The organism is Agrobacterium tumefaciens, from assembly GCA_025560025.1.
In the GTDB taxonomy this organism is placed as follows: domain Bacteria; phylum Pseudomonadota; class Alphaproteobacteria; order Rhizobiales; family Rhizobiaceae; genus Agrobacterium.
This window is the reverse complement of record CP048486.1, coordinates 1090701-1109698: the sequence shown is the minus strand read 5'-3', so window position 1 is coordinate 1109698 and position 18998 is coordinate 1090701. Positions and strand designations below refer to the sequence as shown.

Genomic DNA, 18998 nt, shown 5'->3' with positions numbered 1-18998 from the left:
TGTCCTCACGCGTGATAGGCTGAATCGGGAATGTCGGTGATGAACATGTGTCCCGGCGCATGGGTGATCGCAAAGGGCACGCCAGACGCCATCACGGCCGCCTGCGGCGTCACGCCGCAGGCCCAGAACACCGGAACTTCGCCCGGCTCGATCCGCACCGCATCGCCGAAATCAGGCTTTGCAAGATCGGTAATTCCGATCTCTTCCGGTGCGCCGACATGCACGGGTGACCCGTGTACGGCCGGGAAACGTCCCGAAATGGTCGCAGCATCGGCCACGCGCGAGGCCGGGATCGGCCGCATGGAAACGACCATATTGCCCTTTAGCCGACCGGCCGGGCGGCACGCTCGGTTGGTGAGATACATCGGCACATTGCTCTTGTCGGTCATGTGGCGGATTTCGATGCCCGCTTCCACCATCGGCGTTTCGAAGGTGAAGCTGCAGCCGATCAGGAAGGCGACGAGATCGTCACGCTCCGCCCAGGCGGCGGTGGCGTCAGCCGTTTCCTCGACGAGCTTGCCGTCCCGCCAGATGCGGTAGAGTGGCAGATCGGTTCTCAGATCGGCGCCGGGCGCCAGAAGCGTGGTGGGCGAACCGGGATCGGAGACATCCAGCACCGGGCAGGGTTTGGGATTGCGCTGCGCGTAAAGCAGGAAATCGAAGGCCCAGTCGCGCGGCAGCACGATCATGTTCGCCTGCGTGAAGCCGGGTGCAATGCCGGAAGTTGGGGCGACGAGGCCGTCGCGATAGGTCGCACGGGCCTGGCGCGCGGCCTCCGCGTCCGTGTGGTTGAGATAGGATGTCGGTATCGTCATCGGCTATCCTTTCAGCGATTGGATGCAAAGGAACGGATGTCGATACCATCAGCCTCGAAACGACGGCGGATTTCCTGGGCGATGGCGACCGCGCCGGGGCTGTCGCCATGCACGCAGATGGATTGCGCTTCGATCTTTATGATGCTGCCATCGATGGCCTCAAGCGTGCCTTCGCGGGCAAGCTGTACCATGCGGTCGGCGATTTTGGCCGCGTCGTGCAGCACGGCACCGGCCTCGCGGCGGGAGACGAGCTGGCCCTGAGGCGTATAGGCGCGATCCGCGAAAGCTTCTGCGACAACGGCAAGGCCTGCTTTGCGGGCAAGATCGAGGATAGGCGCGTTCGCGAGACCCATCAGTACCAGCGAAGGATCTATGGCCTTGATGCCGTCAATGACGGCCTGCCCCTGTTTCGCGTCATTGGCGATGCGGTTGTAAAGCGCGCCGTGCGGCTTGACGTAACGCACCGTTGTGCCGGCAGCGGCGGCGACGCCTTTCAGTGCGCCGATCTGGTAGATGACATCGGCGATCAGTTCTTCCGAAGTCGCGTCCAGATCGCGGCGGCCGAAGCCGACGCGGTCAGGATAGGAAACATGGGCGCCGACGACCACGCCCTTTTCGGCGGCGGCCTTGACGGTGCGGTAGATACCGGCCGGGTCACCGGCATGAAATCCGCAGGCGATGTTGGCGCTGGAAACGATGGCGAGCATCGCCTCGTCGTCTCCCATGCGCCATGCGCCGTAGCTTTCGCCAAGATCGCTGTTGAGATCGATAGCGGCCATGTTTGCCTCCCTTAAATTTATCAGTAGCCGAGCAGGGCAAAGATCGCGCCCGCCGACTTATAGGCCATATACCAGGTGAGTACGCAGGTCAGCACGCCAAGCACCAGCAGCCAGCGCGGGTAGTGATAGCCGTGCATCAGATCGGCGCGTTTCCAGGCGGCATACATAAAGATCGAAAGGCCGATGGGCAGAACGAGACCGTTCAGGCCGCCGACAAAGACGAGCATGGCTGCGGGCGGTGTGGTGATGATGATATAGGCGATCAGCGAAATGGCGATGAAGCCGACGGTGGCCAAATTGCGCTGGCGTTCCGTGATGTCGGGCTTGAAAGCCGTCAGGAACGAAACGGAGGTGTAGGCCGCACCGATGATGCTGGTCATGGCCGAGGCGAGGAAAACCGCGCCAAACAGACGGTAGCCGATATTGCCGGCGGCGGCATGGAAAGCTTGGCCCGCCGGGTTTGCAGCTTTGCCCGAGAGATCGATGACCACGCCGCTTGCGACGACGCCGAGAATGGCAAGGAACAGGATGTAGCGCAGAACGCCGGTAATCGCGATGCCGCTCAATGCCGCGCGATTGACCGCATTGATATTTTCAACGCCGACCATTCCCTTGTCCAGCAGGCGATGCGCGCCGGCATAGGTGATATAGCCGCCGACCGTGCCACCGACGATGGTGGTGATGGTGACGAAATCGATCGTATCCGGCAGGAAGGTCTGGCGGAAGGCTTCTGCCACCGGCGGGCCGGAAACATAAGCTGCGTAAAGGATCAGCGCGAGTTTGACAAAGGCGGCCACGAAAACGACGCGGTCCATGGCAATGCCCGCCCGACGGGACAGGAAGATACCGATGGCCGCCAGCGCGCCGATCGCGCCGCCGATCTTCGGGTCGAGATCGATCATGGCGTTAAAGCCGAGGCCGGCGCCGCCGATATTGCCGATGTTGAAAAACAGGCCGCCGATGATGACGAGAATGGCGAGCAGATAACCCGAACCCGGAATGGCGGCATTGGCGATGGCCGGTGCCCGCATGCGGGTAATGGTAACGATGCGCCAGATATTGGCCTGCACGACAAAGTCGATCAGGATGGAAATAATGATGGCGAATGCGAATGCGGCGCCCAGTTTCACCGTGAAATTCGCTGTTTGCGTGATGAAGCCCGGTCCGACAGCGGACATGGACATCAAGAACATTGCCGAAAGCAAGGCATAACGCTGGTTTTTCGCCTTCTGTGCGACCTCGTTCGGGTCGGCGGGCGTGAGCTTTTTCTGCTCCATGGATTTTCTCCGCTCCTGTCGCAATCCGCCCCTCGCGGATGCTTTATGCCGCCGATCTTGTCGTGTTCTGCGAAATTGTCAACTTTGTTCAACAATATAAAGTTATCGTTCTTTCATTTTGTCTATTTGTTGGACGTCATGAGCAGGATTTAATCACGTTTTTTTCGTGCTTTGCTAATGCTTTGTGCTATGGGCAATCATGCCGTGCCCGAACTTGCCTGTCACGGAATTCCCGATGCTGCATTGCCTTAAGGAAAGAAGCGCCATGACGGAAACGATAGAAGGTCTTCCGCTTGCGGATCGATTGGCCAAGGGTATCCGGACCCTGCTGATCTCCGGCGAGTTGATGCCGGGACAGCGTCTATCGGAGGCAGCCTTCAGCGAGCGCTTTGATGTCTCCCGCAATTCCCTGCGCGAAGCTTTCCGTCTGCTGACAAAGGATGGGCTGTTGCGCCACGAGGCCAATCGCGGCGTTTTCGTTGCTGTTCCCACCATGGCATCCGTGATCGACATCTATCGCGTGCGGCGCATGGTGGAATGCGGCGCCCTGCGTCAGGCCTGGCACAAGCATCCGGCTATCCGGACGATGCGCGCGGCGGTCGAGGATGCCAAGGTGAAGCGCGACCAGGCCGACTGGCTGGGCGTGGGCAGCGCCAATATGAAATTTCATGCCGCCGTGGTCGATCTCCTCGATAGCGCGCGTCTCAGCGATTTTTACGAACGCATCGCCGCTGAACTCAGGCTTTGTTTTGGCCTGTTGAAAGACCCTGAACAGCTTCATTCTCCCTTCGTCGACATGAACAGCAAGATCCTGTCGCTCATGGAGGAAGGAAAGGCTGGCGAAGCGGGCGACGAGATGGAAATCTACCTCAATCTGTCAGAGCGTACGGTTTTGAAGGCGCTCGAACGCGCCGTCGAACACGCTTCCTGACATGTCCGGTGAGGAGGGGCGTGACGCTCCTTTTCGCTTCCGCCTTATTTTTGCTCGCGCAGCCGATTGCCAAGTTTGCTGCGCTGCGTCATCAATGCGTCCATGACGCTTCGCGACCTCACCATTCTCGTTATCGACGAAAACGCGATCCGAGCCTCCATCATCGAGGAGGGATTGCGCGAGGCCGGTTATCATCGCGTCACCGTCATCCATGAGGTGAACGGTGTGGCGCGCACCATCGAGACGCTGCAGCCCGATGTCATCTTCATCGATCTCGAAAACCCCAACCGTGACATGATGGAGCATCTGTTCCAGCTCACGCGCACGGTCGGTCGTCCAATCGCCATGTTTGTCGACCGCTCCGATACGGCTTCCATCGAGGCAGCCGTCGAAGCTGGCGTTTCCGCCTATGTGGTGGACGGGCTGAAGAAAGAGCGGGTCAAGCCCATTCTCGATATGGCGGTCAGCCGCTTTAATGCTTTCAGCCGGCTGCAACGGGAACTTGCCGACGCCAAATCGGCACTGGAGGAACGCAAGGTCATCGAGCGCGCCAAGGGCATCCTGATGAAGATGCGTGGCCTTTCCGAGGAGGAAGCCTTCGCGCTTTTGCGACAAACGGCAATGAACGAGAAAAAGAAAATTTCCGAGATCGCGCAAAGCGTGGTCACCGCAGCGGGTCTGTTGATGTGACGAACCCCGCCGGTTGGACAGTGTGGAGTGTATGATATGGCGGCACCGGAAAAAACGGCCGGATCGGATAGTGCAGGGACACGGGCAACAGGCGCGCCCGCAATCGTGGGCAATGATCGGCAAAAACGCCTGCGTGCCGGTTTCATCCCGCTTGTCGACGCCTCCGTCCTGATCGCAGCGGCCGAATTCGGTTTTGCCGAGCGCGAGGGCCTGTCGCTCGATCTCGTCAAGGATGTGTCCTGGGCGAACGTGCGTGACCGGCTGGCATTCAGGCAATTCGATATCGCGCATATGCTCTCGCCAATGCCTGTTGCCTCCATGCTCGGGCTCGGCTCCAACCCTTCACCGACGATCACGCCCTTTTCGCTCGGGCGAGGCGGCAATGCGATTACGCTTTCGACCCGGCTTTTTGCCCGGATGAAGGCGTTGACGGGCCTTTCCGAAACAGCGGGAGCGCTGGAAAACGCCAAGGCGCTGAAGCAGGTGCTCGTTGACATGCGAGCGCGGGGCGAAGCGCCGCCGACGCTGGGCATGACCTATCCGTTTTCGTCTCACAATTACGAATTCCGTTATTGGCTTGCCGCTGGCGGTATTCACCCCGATCATGATGTCAAGCTGGTGGTGGTACCGCCGCCCCTGACATCGGATGCGCTGGCGGCGGGCGCTATCGACGGCTTCTGTGTCGGCGCGCCGTGGAACATCGTCGCCGCCGAACGCGGTGTGGGCAGGATCGTTGCGGCCAAGCAGGATTTATGGCCTTCCGCGCCCGAAAAAGTCATTGGCATGCGGCCTGAATGGGCGGAAGGCCAGCAGGAAACGGTCGGCCGGCTGCTGACGGCGCTCGATGCGGCGGCGCGTTGGTGTGACCTTGCGGAAAATCACGATGAGCTCAGCAGGGCGCTCGCCGATCCCCGTTATATCGATGCGCCGCAAAGCATCATCCGCCATGTGCTCGCCGGTGAGTTCAATATCGACAGCCAGGGCAACCGCCGGATCATCGACAATTATTTCATCTTCCATCACGGCCATGCCAATTATCCGCGCCGGAGCCAGGCATTGTGGATTTACAGCCAGATGATCCGCTGGGGGCAGGCGGAATTTTCTGAAGCGGGCGTACAGGCTGCTGTATCCGCCTATCGACCCGATATTTATCGGGCGGCGCTGGGAGATGCCAATGCACCCGGCGATGCCGATATCCGTATCGAAGGGCAGGAAGAGGGGGACCGTTTCGTGGATGGTTTCGTTTTCGATCCGGCCGATATTGCGGGTTACGTCAATGCCTTTTCCGTGCGCACATCCTCGCCGTTTTCACCGCCCGCTGGAGAGGCGTGATTGGCGTCAGGCCTTGCGGGCTGCGCAAATTTCAAGCGCGGAGCCTTTTATTTTGCACAAACAGCAGACAAAAATTGCGTTGATCAAAATCTGAGCACTCGTTCGAATTTCAAAAATTACCATTTATTTTCAGTATTATAGCTTTAAATATATAAACTGGCACGCTCTTTGCTTCTTCCTGTTTGCACCGGTCAACGGCGATCGGGGCAAGCAGGGCGCGGCATAGGCGCTTTCAAAGACATAGACGTCGCAAGGTTTTGCTGCCCGGAACACCTCCCGTTCCGCAGGCGCAAACACCGAGCGGCGTTTTTTTATTTTCAGGTTTTTTCGCAAGCGAAAACGTCACCCGCAGAGGTGGCCCAATAAGGGGAACATGCGAATGAAAAAGATATTCTCCGGCGATATCAGCCGCCGCACGATACTGAAGACGACAGCCACCGCCGCCCTTGTCAGCGCCGTGCGCGTGGCCTTTCCGTCCGGTGCTTTCGCAGCCACCGCTGAGCCCGAGGTGAAAGGCGCGAAAATCGGCTTTATCGCGCTCACGGATGCCGCTCCGCTCATCATTGCAGCGGAAAAGGGCCTGTTCGCCAAACACGGCATGCCTGACGTCGAGGTTCTGAAACAGGCCTCCTGGGGTGCGACACGCGACAATCTCGTGCTCGGCGGCGCATCGAACGGCATCGATGGCGCGCATATTCTGACGCCCATGCCCTATCTCATGCATACCGGCAAGGTGACCCAGAACAATGTGCCGGTGCCGATGACCATCCTCGCCCGCCTCAACCTCGACAGCCAGGGCATTTCCGTCGCCAAGGAATATGCCGAAACCGGCGTTCAGCTGGATGCCTCCAAGCTGAAGGCGGCTTTCGAGAAAAAGAAGGCCGAGGGCAAGGAAATCAAGGCCGCCATGACCTTCCCCGGCGGCACGCATGATCTCTGGATCCGCTACTGGCTGGCCGCCGGCGGCATCGATCCGGACAAGGACGTCTCCACCATCGTCGTTCCGCCGCCGCAGATGGTTGCCAATATGAAGGTCGGCAATATGGATGTCTTCTGTGTGGGCGAACCCTGGAACGAGCAGCTCGTCAATCAGGGCATCGGTTTCACCGCCTGTACCACCGGAGAGCTCTGGAAGGGGCATCCGGAAAAGGCGCTCGGCATGCGCGCCGACTGGGTGGAGAAGAACCCCAACGCCACCAAGGCGCTGCTGATGGCCGTGATGGAGGCGCAGCAATGGTGCGATGACATGGCGCACAAGGAGGAAATGTCCACCATCCTCGGCAAACGCCAATGGTTCAACGTGCCGCCGAAGGATGTGCTTGGCCGTCTCAAGGGCAACATCAATTACGGCAACGGCCGCGTGCTCGAAAATACCGGCCTGCAGATGAAGTTCTGGCAGGACCATGCCTCCTATCCCTTCCGCAGCCATGACAGCTGGTTCATCGCGGAAAACATCCGCTGGGGCAAATTCGCGCCCGATACGGATGTGAACGCGCTGGTGGAGAAGGTGAACCGTGAGGATATCTGGCGCGCGGCGGCCAAGGATCTCGGCGTTGCCGATCTGCCCGCCTCCACCTCGCGCGGCAAGGAAACCTTCTTCGACGGCAAGGTCTTCGACCCGGAAAATCCGTCGGCCTATCTCGAAAGCCTGTCCATCAAGGCGGCCTCCTGAGGAGGAGACCCGGGGTATCGCCCCTCATCCGCCAGGTGCGCTGCCCAACCGGCGCGACTGAAGACCGGATGAGGGGCGAGCCCCAGACCGCAACCGAAATCAAGAGGAAATGCCCATGTCCGCATTGGCCCGAAAATTCAACGAAGAGCCGCAGCAGCCGGTAGCGCAGAAGGCAAACGTCGTGTCGCTTGCGCCGAAATCTGCCTCGCGGATCGATCTGCGCAAATGGGGTGCGGCGGCGGCTCGCAATATCATACCGCCGTTCATCGTTCTCGCCATTCTGCTGGGCGTCTGGCAATTGCTCTGTTCCGCCCCCGGCTCATCGCTGCCGCCGCCGAGCCAGGTTTTCGAGGAGAGCTACGATCTCATAGTATCGCCGTTCTTCCATAACGGTTCGCAGGATATCGGCCTCGGCCTGCGTGTCTTGGTCTCGCTGGAGCGTGTGGCTTACGGTTTCGGCCTCGCCGCCATTGCCGGCATCATCCTCGGTGCGGTGATCGGCCAGTCGGTCTGGGCCATGCGCGGTCTCGATCCGATCTTCCAGGTGCTGCGCACCGTGCCGCCGCTTGCCTGGCTGCCGCTTTCGCTGGCCGCCTTTCAGGACAGCAATCCTTCGGCCATTTTCGTGATCTTCATCACCTCCATCTGGCCGGTCATCATCAATACCGCAGTCGGCGTGCGCAATATTCCGCAGGATTACCGCAACGTGGCGCAGGTGCTGCGGCTCAACCAGCTGGAATTCTTCTTCAAGATCATGCTGCCTTCGGCGGCACCTTACATCTTCACCGGCCTGCGCATCGGTGTCGGTCTTTCGTGGCTTGCCATCGTTGCGGCGGAAATGCTGACCGGCGGTGTCGGCATCGGCTTCTTCATCTGGGATGCGTGGAACTCTTCCCGCCTGCCCGACATCATCGTAGCGCTCGCTTACATCGGCGTTGTCGGCTTCATGCTCGACAAGCTGGTGGCGGCGCTCGGCAAGGTCATCACCCGCGGCGCAGCGGCTAATTGAGAGGGCCAAAATTATGAACGCTTATTTGAAGCTCGATCACATCGACAAATATTTCGACAAGGGCGGTTCGCGCGCCGAGGTGCTGAAAGGCATCAACCTCACCATCGAAAAAGGCGAATTCGTCTCCGTCATCGGCCATTCCGGCTGCGGCAAGTCCACCATGCTCAATCTCATCGCCGGACTGACGAAAGTGTCTGCCGGCGCGGTGCTTCTCGAAAACCGCGAGGTCAACGAGCCCGGCCCGGAACGCGCCGTCGTGTTCCAGAACCATAGCCTGCTGCCCTGGCTTTCGGTTTATGAAAACGTCAATCTCGCCGTGGAGAAGGTCTTTCGCAATAGCAAGACCCGGGCCGAGCGGCATGACTGGGTCATGCGCAACCTCGATCTCGTGCAGATGGCCCATGCCAAGGACAAGAAGCCCTCGGAAATTTCCGGCGGCATGAAGCAGCGTGTCGGCATTGCCCGCGCGCTCGCCATGGAGCCGAAAATCCTGCTGCTGGACGAGCCCTTTGGTGCGCTGGACGCGCTGACGCGCGCCCATCTTCAGGACGCGGTGATGGAAATCCACGCCCGGCTCGGCAACACCATGGTCATGATCACCCATGATGTCGACGAGGCGGTGCTGCTCTCCGACCGTATCGTGATGATGACCAACGGTCCCGCCGCCCATATTGGCGAAGTGCTTGACGTGCCGCTGGCACGCCCGCGCAACCGCATCGAGCTCGCATCCGACAAGACCTACCTCAAATGCCGCGAGGCCGTGTTGAAGTTCCTTTACGAACGTCACCGCTTCGTCGAAGCTGCGGAGTAACGCCCATGACGCAAAAACTCGTCATCATCGGCAATGGCATGGCGCCGGGGCGCATGCTGGAAAACCTGTTCGAAACCGCTCCCGGCCTTTACGACGTCACCATTTTCAACGCCGAGCCGCGCGTCAATTACGACCGCATCATGCTCTCGCCGGTGCTCTCAGGCGAAAAGAGCTATGAAGACATCGTCATTCATAATGACGAATGGTATGCGGCTAACAATGTCACGCTGCACAAGGGAGCGAAGGTCACCGGCATCGACCGCGACAGGAAGACCGTGACCAGCGAAAACGGCATCACGGTTTCCTACGACAAGCTGGTGATCGCCACCGGTTCGTCGCCCTTCATCATTCCCGTCCCCGGCCATCAACTGCCGGGCGTGCTCGCCTACCGCGATCTTGACGATGTGACGAAGATGCTTGACATCGCCGAGGGCAAGGGCCGCGCCATCGTCATAGGCGCCGGCCTTCTCGGGCTGGAAGCCGCCTATGGCCTTAAGCGCCAGGGCATGGATGTCACCGTCATCCACCTGATGCCGACGATCATGGAGCGTCAGCTCGATCCGGCAGCGGCCTATCTTCTCGAAAAGGCGCTTAACGAACGCGGCATCGACATCATCACCAAGGCCAATACCAAATGCATTCTGGGTGAGGGGAAGGTCGAAGGTATCGAGCTGGAAGACGGCCGGGTCATCAAGGGCGACATGGTGGTGATGGCGGTCGGCATCCGTCCTGCCTCGGGTCTCGCCAAGGAGGCGGGTATCGCCGTCAATCGCGGCATCGTGGTGGATGACGGCATGATGACCTCGGACGCCTCGATCTACGCGCTTGGCGAATGCGCCGAACATCGCGGCATGTGTTACGGCCTCGTTGCGCCGCTTTATGAATCGGCCCGCGTGCTGGCCGACCGGCTGTGCGGAGGTTCGGCCGAATATAATGGCTCCGTCACTAATACCAAGCTGAAGGTCACCGGCATCAACCTGTTTTCCGCCGGTGATTTCGCCGAAGGCGACGACCGCGAGGAAATCGTGCTGCGCGATGCCACCGCCGGTGTCTACAAGCGCCTGATCCTCAAGGAAAACCGCATCATCGGCGCAGTGCTTTACGGCGAGACGGCGGACGGGTCGTGGTTCTTCGACCTGATGAAGAAATCGACCGATATTTCCGCCATGCGTGAAACCCTGATCTTCGGCCAGGCCTATCAGGGAGGGTCGCCGCTGGACCCTATGGCGGCCGTTGCAGCCTTGCCGGATGATGCGGAAATCTGCGGCTGCAACGGCGTCTGTAAGGGCAAGATCACCTCGGCCATCACCTCCAAGGGGCTGACATCGCTGGACGATGTGCGCGCCCACACGAAGGCATCCGCCTCCTGCGGCAATTGCACCGGCCTTGTCGAACAACTGATGACGATAACGCTCGGCGACAGCTATAACCCCGCTGCCGTGCAGCCCATGTGCAAATGCACCGATCTCGGCCATGACGATGTGCGCCGTCTCATCAAGGCCAAGGGGCTGAAGACCATTCCCGCCGTGATGCAGGAACTGGAATGGAAGACCTCCTGCGGCTGCGCCAAATGCCGGCCGGCGCTCAATTATTACCTCGTCTGCGACTTTCCGGATGAATATGCCGACGATTATCAGTCGCGTTATATCAATGAGCGCGTTCACGCCAATATCCAGAAGGACGGCACCTATTCCGTCGTGCCGCGCATGTGGGGCGGGGTTACCTCTTCCTCCGAACTCCGGGCTATTGCGGATGTGGTCGACAAATTCGAAATCCCGATGGTGAAGGTGACCGGCGGCCAGCGCATCGATCTTCTCGGCATCGAGAAGGAGGATTTGCCCGCCGTCTGGGCCGATCTCGGCAAGGCCGGTTTCATTTCCGGCCAGGCCTACGCCAAAGGTTTGCGCACGGTCAAAACCTGCGTCGGCCAGCAATGGTGCCGCTTCGGCACGCAGGATTCCACCGGCCTTGGCATCCGCATCGAAAAATTCATGTGGGGCTCGTGGACGCCCGCCAAGCTGAAACTTGCCGTTTCCGGCTGTCCGCGCAACTGCGCGGAGGCGACCTGCAAGGATATCGGTGTCATCTGCGTCGATTCCGGTTTCGAGATCCATTTTGCCGGTGCTGCCGGTCTCGATATCAAGGGCACGGAAGTTCTGGGTCTTGTCAAAACCGAGGATGAGGCGCTGGAGCATATCGTGGCGCTGACGCAGATGTATCGCGAACAGGCCCGCTATCTCGAGCGCATCTACAAATGGGCAAAGCGCATCGGTTACGACGAAATCCGCCGCCAGATCATGGACGATGCGGAAAAGCGCAAGGCCTACTTCGATCGTTTCGTCTTCAGCCAGAAATTCGCGCAGGTCGATCCCTGGTCCGAACGCGTATCCGGCCACGACAAGCACGAGTTCAGGCCCATGGCGGCAATCGGTTTCAGTGAGGCGGCGGAGTGAGAACGATGGACAGCAACTGGATCGATATTGGCGATATCTCCGACATTCCGCTGCGCGGCGCGCGTTGCGTCAAAACGCCAATGGGCAAGATCGCCGTGTTCCGCACGGCGGAAAATCAGGTCTTCGCCATCGAGGACCATTGCCCGCACAAGGGCGGGCCGCTGAGCCAGGGCATCGTGCACGGGGCTTCGGTGACGTGTCCCTTGCATAATTGGGTCATTTCGCTGGAAACCGGTAAGGCGCTGGGGGCGGATGAGGGTGAGGTGAAGACCATTCCGGTGCGCAATCTGGATGGAAGGCTTTCGATAGCGCTTGAAACTCTGATGATTGCGGCGGAGTGAATTGCGATGGCGGTGGCGTTACCCCCCTCTGTCCTGCCGGACATCTCCCCCTCAAGGGGGGAGATCATTTGCGGCACGAATTTCCATTCATGGCTTGCGTCGCCGGTCGCAGAGATGAAGCGGCAAGCCTTCCGCTTGTCGATCTCCCCTCTTGAGGGGGAGATGTCCGGCAGGACAGAGGGGGGTAAACGCCACCCACCGAGAGGGCAAACCCATGCCCACTGAAACAAAAACCACCTGTCCCTATTGCGGCGTCGGCTGCGGCGTCATCGCCACCGTCAAAGATAACGGTGCCGTTTCCGTCAGGGGCGATCAGGACCACCCCGCCAATTTCGGAAGACTATGTTCCAAAGGTTCGGCTCTGGCTGAGACCATCGATCTCGACGGTCGCCTGCTCCACCCTGAAATCAGCGGCAGGCGGGCGGCATGGGACGAAGCGCTTGACCTCGTCGCCTCCCGGTTTTCTCAAGCCATTGCCGAACACGGCCCGGACTCCGTTGCCTTTTACGTCTCCGGCCAATTGCTGACGGAGGATTATTACCTCGCCAACAAGCTGATGAAAGGTTTCATCGGCTCGGCCAATATCGATACCAATTCAAGGCTCTGCATGTCGTCGTCGGTCGCCGGCCATCGCCGCGCCTTCGGGGCCGATACGGTGCCGGGCACCTATGAGGATATGGAGCTTGCCGATCTGGTGATCCTCACCGGTTCCAACCTCGCATGGTGCCATCCGGTGCTTTACCAAAGGCTCGCGGCGGCAAAGGCGGCACGGCCGGAAATGAAAGTCGTCGTTATCGATCCGCGCCGGACGATGAGCGCCGATATTGCCGACATGCACCTCGCCATCCGCCCGGATGGAGATGTGGCGCTGTTTACCGCCCTGCTGGCGCATCTTTCCGATAGTCCTGCAATCGATCGCGGTTATGTGGAAAATCACACGGTCGGTTTTGATGCAGCAATACAGGCAGCAACCGGACACAGTCTGCCAGAGATCGCCGAAGCCACGGGCCTGACGATTGCCGAACTGATTTCCTTTTACGAATTGTTCGAACGCACCGAAAAAACCGTCACCTGCTACAGCCAGGGCGTCAACCAGTCTGAAAGCGGCACCGACAAGGTCAACGCGATCATCAATTGCCACCTCGCCACCGGCCGCATCGGCAGACCGGGCATGGGGCCGTTTTCGCTAACTGGCCAGCCGAACGCCATGGGCGGGCGCGAGGTCGGTGGGCTGGCCAATATGCTGGCCGCCCATATGGCTATCGAAAATGCCGAGGATCGCGACCGCGTGCGGCGCTTCTGGGCCTCGCCCGCCATTGCGGAAAAACCCGGCCTGAAGGCGGTGGATATGTTCCGGGCGGTGGCCGATGGCCGCATCAAGGCGCTGTGGATCATGGCGACCAACCCGGTGGTTTCCATGCCGGATGCCGGTGCCGTCGAGGCGGCCATCACGGCCTGTCCTTTCGTCGTGGTGTCCGATGTCATGGCCAATACCGATACGGCCCGCCATGCTCATGTGCTTCTGCCATCGCTTGGCTGGGGTGAAAAGGACGGCACCGTCACCAATTCCGAGCGGCGCATTTCCCGCCAGCGCGGTTTTCTCGATGCGCCGGGCGAAGCGAAAGCAGACTGGTGGCAAATGGCGGAAGCGGGCCGGCGCATGGGTTTCGGCACGGCCTTCGCCTATGGCCAGCCATCGGAGATTTTTGCCGAACATGCCGCTCTTTCCGGCTTTGAGAATATGGGCAGTCGCGATTTCGACATCAGCGGGATAGAGCCCGAATCCTACGACACTATGGCGTCCTTCCAATGGCCGAAAGTGGAGCGGGGCAGTGGCGTCGTCACCCGGTTTTTCGCGGATGGACGGTTTTACCACGCCGATGGCAAGGCGCGCTTCATTGCCACGGCCTTGCCGGAGACGTGCAGGACATCGGCGGATTATCCGCTGACACTGAATACCGGCCGCATCCGCGATCAATGGCACACCATGACCCGCACCGGCAAAAGTGCACGCCTTACTGCCCATATCGCCGAACCCTTCGCCGAGCTTCACCCGCGCGATGCGCAGGCGCTCGGAATAGAAAGCGCCGATCTGGTGGAGATGGAAAGTCCCCATGGCAAGGTTCTGCTGCGGGCGCTGGTGAGCGAAAGGCAGGCGCGCGGCTCGGTGTTTGCGCCGATGCATTGGAACGACCAGTTCGCCTCGCAGGCGCGCATTGATGTCGTGGTTGCGCCGGTGACGGACCCGCATTCCGGTCAGCCCGCCTCGAAAAACGTAGCGGTAAGGGCAAGGCGCTTCGAAGCGAAGGCCTATGGTTTCGCCATCTCCCGCATCCGCCCGGATGCGCCGGATTGTGCTTACTGGGCCACGGCCAAAGCGGATGGCGGCTATCGTATGGAGCTTGCCTTTGTCGAGGAGCCGCAGGACTGGACATTCTGGGCGCGGCAGGTCTTCGGCATTGATGTCAGGATCGAGCCGCTGGGCTATAGCGACCGGCAGACGGGCGATCTGCGCCTCGCCTTCTTCGATGGCGATATCCTGCTGGCGGCGCTGTTCATCGCCAGACAGCCGGTGGCCGTCGCCCGCAACTGGGCGATCTCGCAATTGACCGAACGCCATGAGGATCTGCGCATGCGTTTTGCGCTGGTTGCCGGTCGCCCCGGTGCCGGCCGCGCCGATCCGGGTGCCACCGTCTGCTCCTGCTTTAATGTCGGGGTGAACCAGATTACCGCGGCCATCCGCGAAGGCTGCCACAGCGTCGAAGCCATCGGCAAGGCGTTGAATGCTGGAACCAATTGCGGCTCCTGCCGCGCCGAAATCAGGGGGATCATCTATGGATGCCTTAAAACCGCAGCGGAATGAACCGGCCCGCATGGAGAGGCTCGCCAAGTTGCCGGTCTTCTGGGGGCTTGAGGGCAAGCGCGTGGTGCTGGCGGGCGGATCGGACGGGGCCGCCTGGAAGGCGGAACTGCTGCTCGCCTGCGGGGCGGAATTGCATCTTTATTGCGAGGAAAGCGAGCTTTCGGAAAGCTTTACAGCGCTTATCGGAAACAGCCCGATGCTGACATGGCATGACCGTCCGTGGGGTCCGGATATCTTCGACGGCGCGGAACTGGCGCTGGCGGATTGCGAAACCGATACGGAAGCCGAGAGCTTCTACGATGTAGCGCGGGCGGCTGGTGTTCCCGTCAATGTCATCGACAAGCCGGAATTCTGCCAGTTCCAGTTCGGCTCCATCGTCAATCGCTCGCCGGTGGTGGTTTCTATCTCCACCGATGGTGCAGCACCCATTCTGGCGCAGGCCATTCGTCGGCGCATCGAGACATTGCTGCCGCTGTCGCTGAAGGATTGGGGTGCGCTTGCCCAGACAATCCGAGAGCGCGTCAATCTGCGGCTCGCTCCCGGTGCGTTGCGGCGTTCTTTCTGGGAAAAATTCGTCGATCGGGCTTTTACCGAAAGGCTGGATGAGGGCAGCGAGGAACGGCTGCTTGCGGATATCGGAATGCAGGCCGCGCGGGCGGGATCGGGGCGCGGCCTAGTGACGCTTGTGGGGGCAGGGCCGGGCGATGCCGAATTGCTGACGCTGAAAGCGGTGCGCGCTTTGCAGGCGGCCGATGTCATCCTGTTCGACGATCTCGTTTCAGCCGAGGTGCTGGAACTGGCGCGGCGGGAGGCGAAGCGCATGCTGGTCGGCAAGCGCGGCGGCCGGGAAAGCTGCCGGCAGGAAGACATCAATGACATGATGATCCGCCTCGCCAAGGCCGGCAAACGGGTGGTTCGGCTGAAATCCGGTGATCCGATGATTTTCGGACGCGCCGGCGAGGAGATTGCCGCGCTGCAAGCAGAAAATATTCCGGTTGAGATTGTGCCGGGTATTACCGCCGCAAGCGCCATGGCCTCACGTCTTGGTGTTTCCCTGACGCATCGTGACCATGCGCAGTCGGTCCGCTTCGTCACCGGTCATTCCCGGCAGGGAAAATTGCCGGAGAATATCGACTGGAAGTCGCTCTCCGATCCCGCCGTGACCACCGTGTTTTACATGGGTGGCCGAACCGCTGCCGATATCCAGTCCTCTCTGCTCTTCCACGGAATGCCCGCCTCGACGCCTGTTGCCATCATGATTTCGGTCAGCCGGGCCAATGAACGACGCTGGTGCGGTTCGCTCGCAGAGCTGGCTGCGGCAGTGAACAGGCTGGGCGTGAACGAGCCGTTGCTGATTGGCATCGGCGATGCGTTCCGTGCGGCGTCCTCAGCGTCTTCAGATGTCGGTCCGCAGGAGCCGGTGGGCCTGTTTTCTCAGAGAGCCGGCTAATAAGCCATTCAAGCATCTTCTTTTGGCTTACGGCATTGCTTTGTTCCGCCGTCCATCTCTTGCCAGAGGCGGCCATAAAACCGTCCCTTGACATTGGTTTTTCGTTCGCTCTTCAATAAAACGAAAAAATTGAAAGAGGAGGGAGGGTGAAATGCTGCTTACACCGCGTCAGGATGAAATCGTTGCGCTGGCAAAAGCGAACGGGCGGGTGCTGGTGGATGAGCTGGCGGCACGGTTTTCGGTGACCCCTCAGACGATCCGCAAGGACCTGAACGATCTCTGCGACACGCGGGTGCTGACGCGCATCCACGGTGGCGCGCTTTTTCCAAGCGGCAACGAGAACGTCAAATACGAGGCGCGCCGCGCCATCGCTTCCGTTGAAAAACAGGCGATCGGCGCTGCCGCTGCCGCCCTCATTCCCAATAACTCGTCGCTTTTCATTAACATCGGCACGACGACTGAAGCGGTGGGAGAAGCGCTGGCGGACCATCACGAATTGATGGTCATCACAAACAATATCAATGTTGCCAACAGGTTGCGGGTTTTCCCGGGTATCGAGGTGGTGATTGCCGGCGGCGTCGTGCGTGGTTCCGATGGCGGCATCGTCGGCGAGGCGGCAGTGGATTTCATCCGCCAGTTCAAGGTCGATTTCGCCGTCATCGGCGTTTCAGCTATTGATGAGGACGGCGCCCTGCTGGACTTCGACTTCCGCGAGGTCAAGGTTGCGCAGGCGATCATTTCCAATGCCCGCCATGTTATTCTGGTGTCGGATTCGCTGAAATTCGAGCGCACGGCCCCGGTGCGCATCGGCCATCTTTCGCAGGTGCATACCTTCATCACCGATCATTGTCCGGTCGATTCGATCCGTTCCATCTGTGCAGATCATGACGTTCGGCTGATTGAAACCGAGGCGCGTGAGGCCTGATCTTACGTCGTCGGAATTTCGTTTGACATTCGTTTTGTCTTCGAATTAGATGTCCGTGCTTTCAATATATCGATGAGGAGAGCGTCGATGAAAGCACGGGAGAGTTTATGTCTGACGAGGCAATCCACGATATTTTCGTGATCGGCGGCGGCATCAATGGCTGCGGTATCGCGCGTGACGCCGTCGGCAGGGGCTATTCCGTCGCACTTGCGGAAATGAACGATTTCGCCTCCGGAACCTCGTCCGCCGCTACCAAGCTTATTCACGGCGGTTTGCGTTATCTCGAACATTATGAGTTTCGTCTGGTGCGTGAGGCGCTGATGGAGCGTGAGGTTTTGTGGGCCATGGCGCCGCACATCATCTGGCCCATGCGCTTCGTCCTGCCGTTCCAGAAGGGTGGCGTGCGTCCGGCCTGGCTCGTGCGTCTCGGGCTTTTTCTTTATGATCACCTTGGCGGCCGCAAGCTTTTGCCTGCCACGCGCTCGCTCGATCTGCGCCGCGATCCCGCCGGAAAACCGCTGAAGCCTATTTTCGCCCGCGCCTTCGAATATTCCGACGGCTGGGTGGACGATGCCCGTCTCGTGGTGCTGAACGTCCGTGATGCCGCCGATCGCGGCGCTTTGATCCTTAACCGCACACAGGTGGTTTCGGCGCGACGCGAAGGCGCCTTCTGGCGGGTTGAAACGAAAAGTGCTGCCGGTGAAACCGCAACCTATCGCGCGCGCATGCTGGTGAATGCCGCCGGCCCCTGGGTGGACAAGGTTCTGTCTTCGACATTCGGCAAAAACAATGTCCACAATGTTCGCCTGGTACAGGGCAGCCACATCATCGTGCGCAGGAAGTTTGCCGATCCACGCGCCTATTTCTTCCAGAATCCGGACGGGCGCATCATCTTCGCCATCCCTTACGAACAGGATTTTACGCTGATCGGCACGACGGATCGCGACTATACCGCCGACCCCCGGGCTGTTAGGATCACCGAGGAGGAAATCAGCTATCTTTGCAGCGCGGCAAGCGAATATTTTGCCTCGCCGGTTACAAAGGCGGACATCGTCTGGACCTATTCTGGCGTGCGGCCGCTTTTCGATGACGGCGCGTCGAAAGCGCAGGAAGCCACCCGCGATTATGTGCTGAAAACCGAAGGGGCGGAAGGCGAAGCACCGCTTCTCAATATTTTCGGCGGCAAGCTCACCACCTATCGGCGGCTTGCCGAACATGCTCTTGAAAAAATCGGCGATGCACTGGGTGAAAAGGGCGCGCCATGGACGGCGGGTTCGCATTTGCCGGGTGGAAATTTCGGTGCCGAGGCCTATGCGGCGGAGGTTACTACACTGCGGTCGCGTTACCCCTTTCTCGAAGAGCGTCATGCCAAGCGGCTTGTGCGTTGCTACGGGACGGATGCGGCTGTGCTGATCGGCTCTGCCACGGAGGCGTCAGCACTAGGCCGTCATTTCGGCGGCACGCTTTATGAGGTAGAGGTCCGCTGGCTGATGGCGCGCGAATGGGCGCTGACGGCGGAGGATATTCTGTGGCGGCGCACCAAGCAGGGCCTTTTCTTCACGCCTGAAGAGGTGCGCGGGCTGGAGACCTATATCGACGACATTGCAGGGGAACGCTTGAAGGCAATCTGACGATCCGGACGACAAGCGG

The 18998-nt window shown here is 60.1% G+C and carries 15 protein-coding genes; 12 read left to right on the top strand and 3 right to left on the bottom strand.

What is annotated here, in order from left to right; translation table 11 throughout:
* Window positions 1-5: 5 nt before the first annotated feature.
* Genes FY152_19050 through FY152_19040 form a run of 3 tightly spaced genes read right to left on the bottom strand, consistent with a single transcriptional unit; the run spans window position 6 to window position 2871 of the window.
* On the bottom strand, window positions 6-815 hold the full coding sequence (locus FY152_19050) for a putative hydro-lyase (GenBank protein UXS34246.1): 810 nt from the start codon (window positions 813-815) through the stop codon (window positions 6-8).
* A gap of 11 nt (window positions 816-826) precedes the next feature.
* Window positions 827-1594, bottom strand: coding sequence for a LamB/YcsF family protein (locus tag FY152_19045; GenBank protein ID UXS34245.1), 768 nt, complete (start codon window positions 1592-1594; stop codon window positions 827-829).
* 20 nt (window positions 1595-1614) lie between these two features.
* Complete coding sequence (locus tag FY152_19040; protein UXS34244.1) at window positions 1615-2871, bottom strand: divalent metal cation transporter; 1257 nt, start codon at window positions 2869-2871, stop codon at window positions 1615-1617.
* 265 nt (window positions 2872-3136) lie between these two features.
* Here FY152_19040 and FY152_19035 point away from each other — a divergent pair, with 265 nt between their 5' ends.
* From FY152_19035 to glpD, 12 genes are all read left to right on the top strand, one after another.
* Window positions 3137-3802 carry a GntR family transcriptional regulator gene (locus FY152_19035; GenBank protein ID UXS34243.1) on the top strand — a complete coding sequence of 222 codons (666 nt, stop codon included), beginning with the start codon at window positions 3137-3139 and terminating at the stop codon, window positions 3800-3802.
* Between the two features lie 102 nt (window positions 3803-3904).
* Window positions 3905-4492, top strand: a complete 588-nt coding sequence (locus FY152_19030; GenBank protein UXS34242.1) for an ANTAR domain-containing response regulator — start codon at window positions 3905-3907, stop codon at window positions 4490-4492.
* A gap of 36 nt (window positions 4493-4528) precedes the next feature.
* Entirely contained in the window at window positions 4529-5824 is a 1296-nt protein-coding gene (locus FY152_19025; GenBank protein ID UXS34241.1) for an ABC transporter substrate-binding protein, read from the top strand.
* Window positions 5825-6203: 379 nt separating this feature from the next.
* On the top strand, window positions 6204-7496 hold the full coding sequence (locus tag FY152_19020; protein ID UXS34240.1) for an ABC transporter substrate-binding protein: 1293 nt from the start codon (window positions 6204-6206) through the stop codon (window positions 7494-7496).
* A gap of 115 nt (window positions 7497-7611) precedes the next feature.
* The gene (gene ntrB / locus FY152_19015) at window positions 7612-8505 is read left to right on the top strand and encodes a nitrate ABC transporter permease (protein UXS34239.1); all 894 of its coding nucleotides are present in this window, start codon (window positions 7612-7614) and stop codon (window positions 8503-8505) included.
* Window positions 8506-8518: 13 nt separating this feature from the next.
* The gene (locus tag FY152_19010; GenBank protein ID UXS34238.1) at window positions 8519-9316 is read left to right on the top strand and encodes an ABC transporter ATP-binding protein; all 798 of its coding nucleotides are present in this window, start codon (window positions 8519-8521) and stop codon (window positions 9314-9316) included.
* A gap of 5 nt (window positions 9317-9321) precedes the next feature.
* Window positions 9322-11769, top strand: coding sequence for an NAD(P)/FAD-dependent oxidoreductase (locus tag FY152_19005; protein UXS34237.1), 2448 nt, complete (start codon window positions 9322-9324; stop codon window positions 11767-11769).
* A 5-nt stretch (window positions 11770-11774) separates the two neighbouring features.
* Window positions 11775-12110, top strand: a complete 336-nt coding sequence (gene nirD, locus FY152_19000) for a nitrite reductase small subunit NirD (protein ID UXS34236.1) — start codon at window positions 11775-11777, stop codon at window positions 12108-12110.
* Between the two features lie 214 nt (window positions 12111-12324).
* Window positions 12325-14973, top strand: coding sequence for a molybdopterin-dependent oxidoreductase (locus FY152_18995; protein ID UXS34235.1), 2649 nt, complete (start codon window positions 12325-12327; stop codon window positions 14971-14973).
* Window positions 14945-16423, top strand: coding sequence for a uroporphyrinogen-III C-methyltransferase (gene cobA / locus FY152_18990; GenBank protein UXS34234.1), 1479 nt, complete (start codon window positions 14945-14947; stop codon window positions 16421-16423). The genes FY152_18995 and cobA overlap by 29 nt, the downstream gene beginning before the upstream one ends.
* Window positions 16424-16574: 151 nt before the next feature.
* Window positions 16575-17348, top strand: coding sequence for a DeoR/GlpR transcriptional regulator (locus tag FY152_18985; protein ID UXS34233.1), 774 nt, complete (start codon window positions 16575-16577; stop codon window positions 17346-17348).
* A 107-nt stretch (window positions 17349-17455) separates the two neighbouring features.
* Window positions 17456-18979 (top strand): glycerol-3-phosphate dehydrogenase, encoded by a 1524-nt coding sequence (gene glpD, locus FY152_18980; GenBank protein UXS34232.1) that lies wholly within the window; start codon window positions 17456-17458, stop codon window positions 18977-18979.
* Window positions 18980-18998: the final 19 nt, after the last annotated feature.

Bases quoted from the DNA above. Each gene is read 5' to 3' on its own strand.
- FY152_19050 (UXS34246.1), bottom strand. From the start codon at position 815: ATGACGATACCGACATCCTATCTCAACCACACGGACGCGGAGGCCGCG.
- FY152_19045 (UXS34245.1), bottom strand. From the start codon at position 1,594: ATGGCCGCTATCGATCTCAACAGCGATCTTGGCGAAAGCTACGGCGCA.
- FY152_19040 (UXS34244.1), bottom strand. From the start codon at position 2,871: ATGGAGCAGAAAAAGCTCACGCCCGCCGACCCGAACGAGGTCGCACAG.
- FY152_19035 (UXS34243.1), top strand. From the start codon at position 3,137: ATGACGGAAACGATAGAAGGTCTTCCGCTTGCGGATCGATTGGCCAAG.
- FY152_19030 (UXS34242.1), top strand. From the start codon at position 3,905: ATGACGCTTCGCGACCTCACCATTCTCGTTATCGACGAAAACGCGATC.
- FY152_19025 (UXS34241.1), top strand. From the start codon at position 4,529: ATGGCGGCACCGGAAAAAACGGCCGGATCGGATAGTGCAGGGACACGG.
- FY152_19020 (UXS34240.1), top strand. From the start codon at position 6,204: ATGAAAAAGATATTCTCCGGCGATATCAGCCGCCGCACGATACTGAAG.
- ntrB (UXS34239.1), top strand. From the start codon at position 7,612: ATGTCCGCATTGGCCCGAAAATTCAACGAAGAGCCGCAGCAGCCGGTA.
- FY152_19010 (UXS34238.1), top strand. From the start codon at position 8,519: ATGAACGCTTATTTGAAGCTCGATCACATCGACAAATATTTCGACAAG.
- FY152_19005 (UXS34237.1), top strand. From the start codon at position 9,322: ATGACGCAAAAACTCGTCATCATCGGCAATGGCATGGCGCCGGGGCGC.
- nirD (UXS34236.1), top strand. From the start codon at position 11,775: ATGGACAGCAACTGGATCGATATTGGCGATATCTCCGACATTCCGCTG.
- FY152_18995 (UXS34235.1), top strand. From the start codon at position 12,325: ATGCCCACTGAAACAAAAACCACCTGTCCCTATTGCGGCGTCGGCTGC.
- cobA (UXS34234.1), top strand. From the start codon at position 14,945: ATGGATGCCTTAAAACCGCAGCGGAATGAACCGGCCCGCATGGAGAGG.
- FY152_18985 (UXS34233.1), top strand. From the start codon at position 16,575: ATGCTGCTTACACCGCGTCAGGATGAAATCGTTGCGCTGGCAAAAGCG.
- glpD (UXS34232.1), top strand. From the start codon at position 17,456: ATGTCTGACGAGGCAATCCACGATATTTTCGTGATCGGCGGCGGCATC.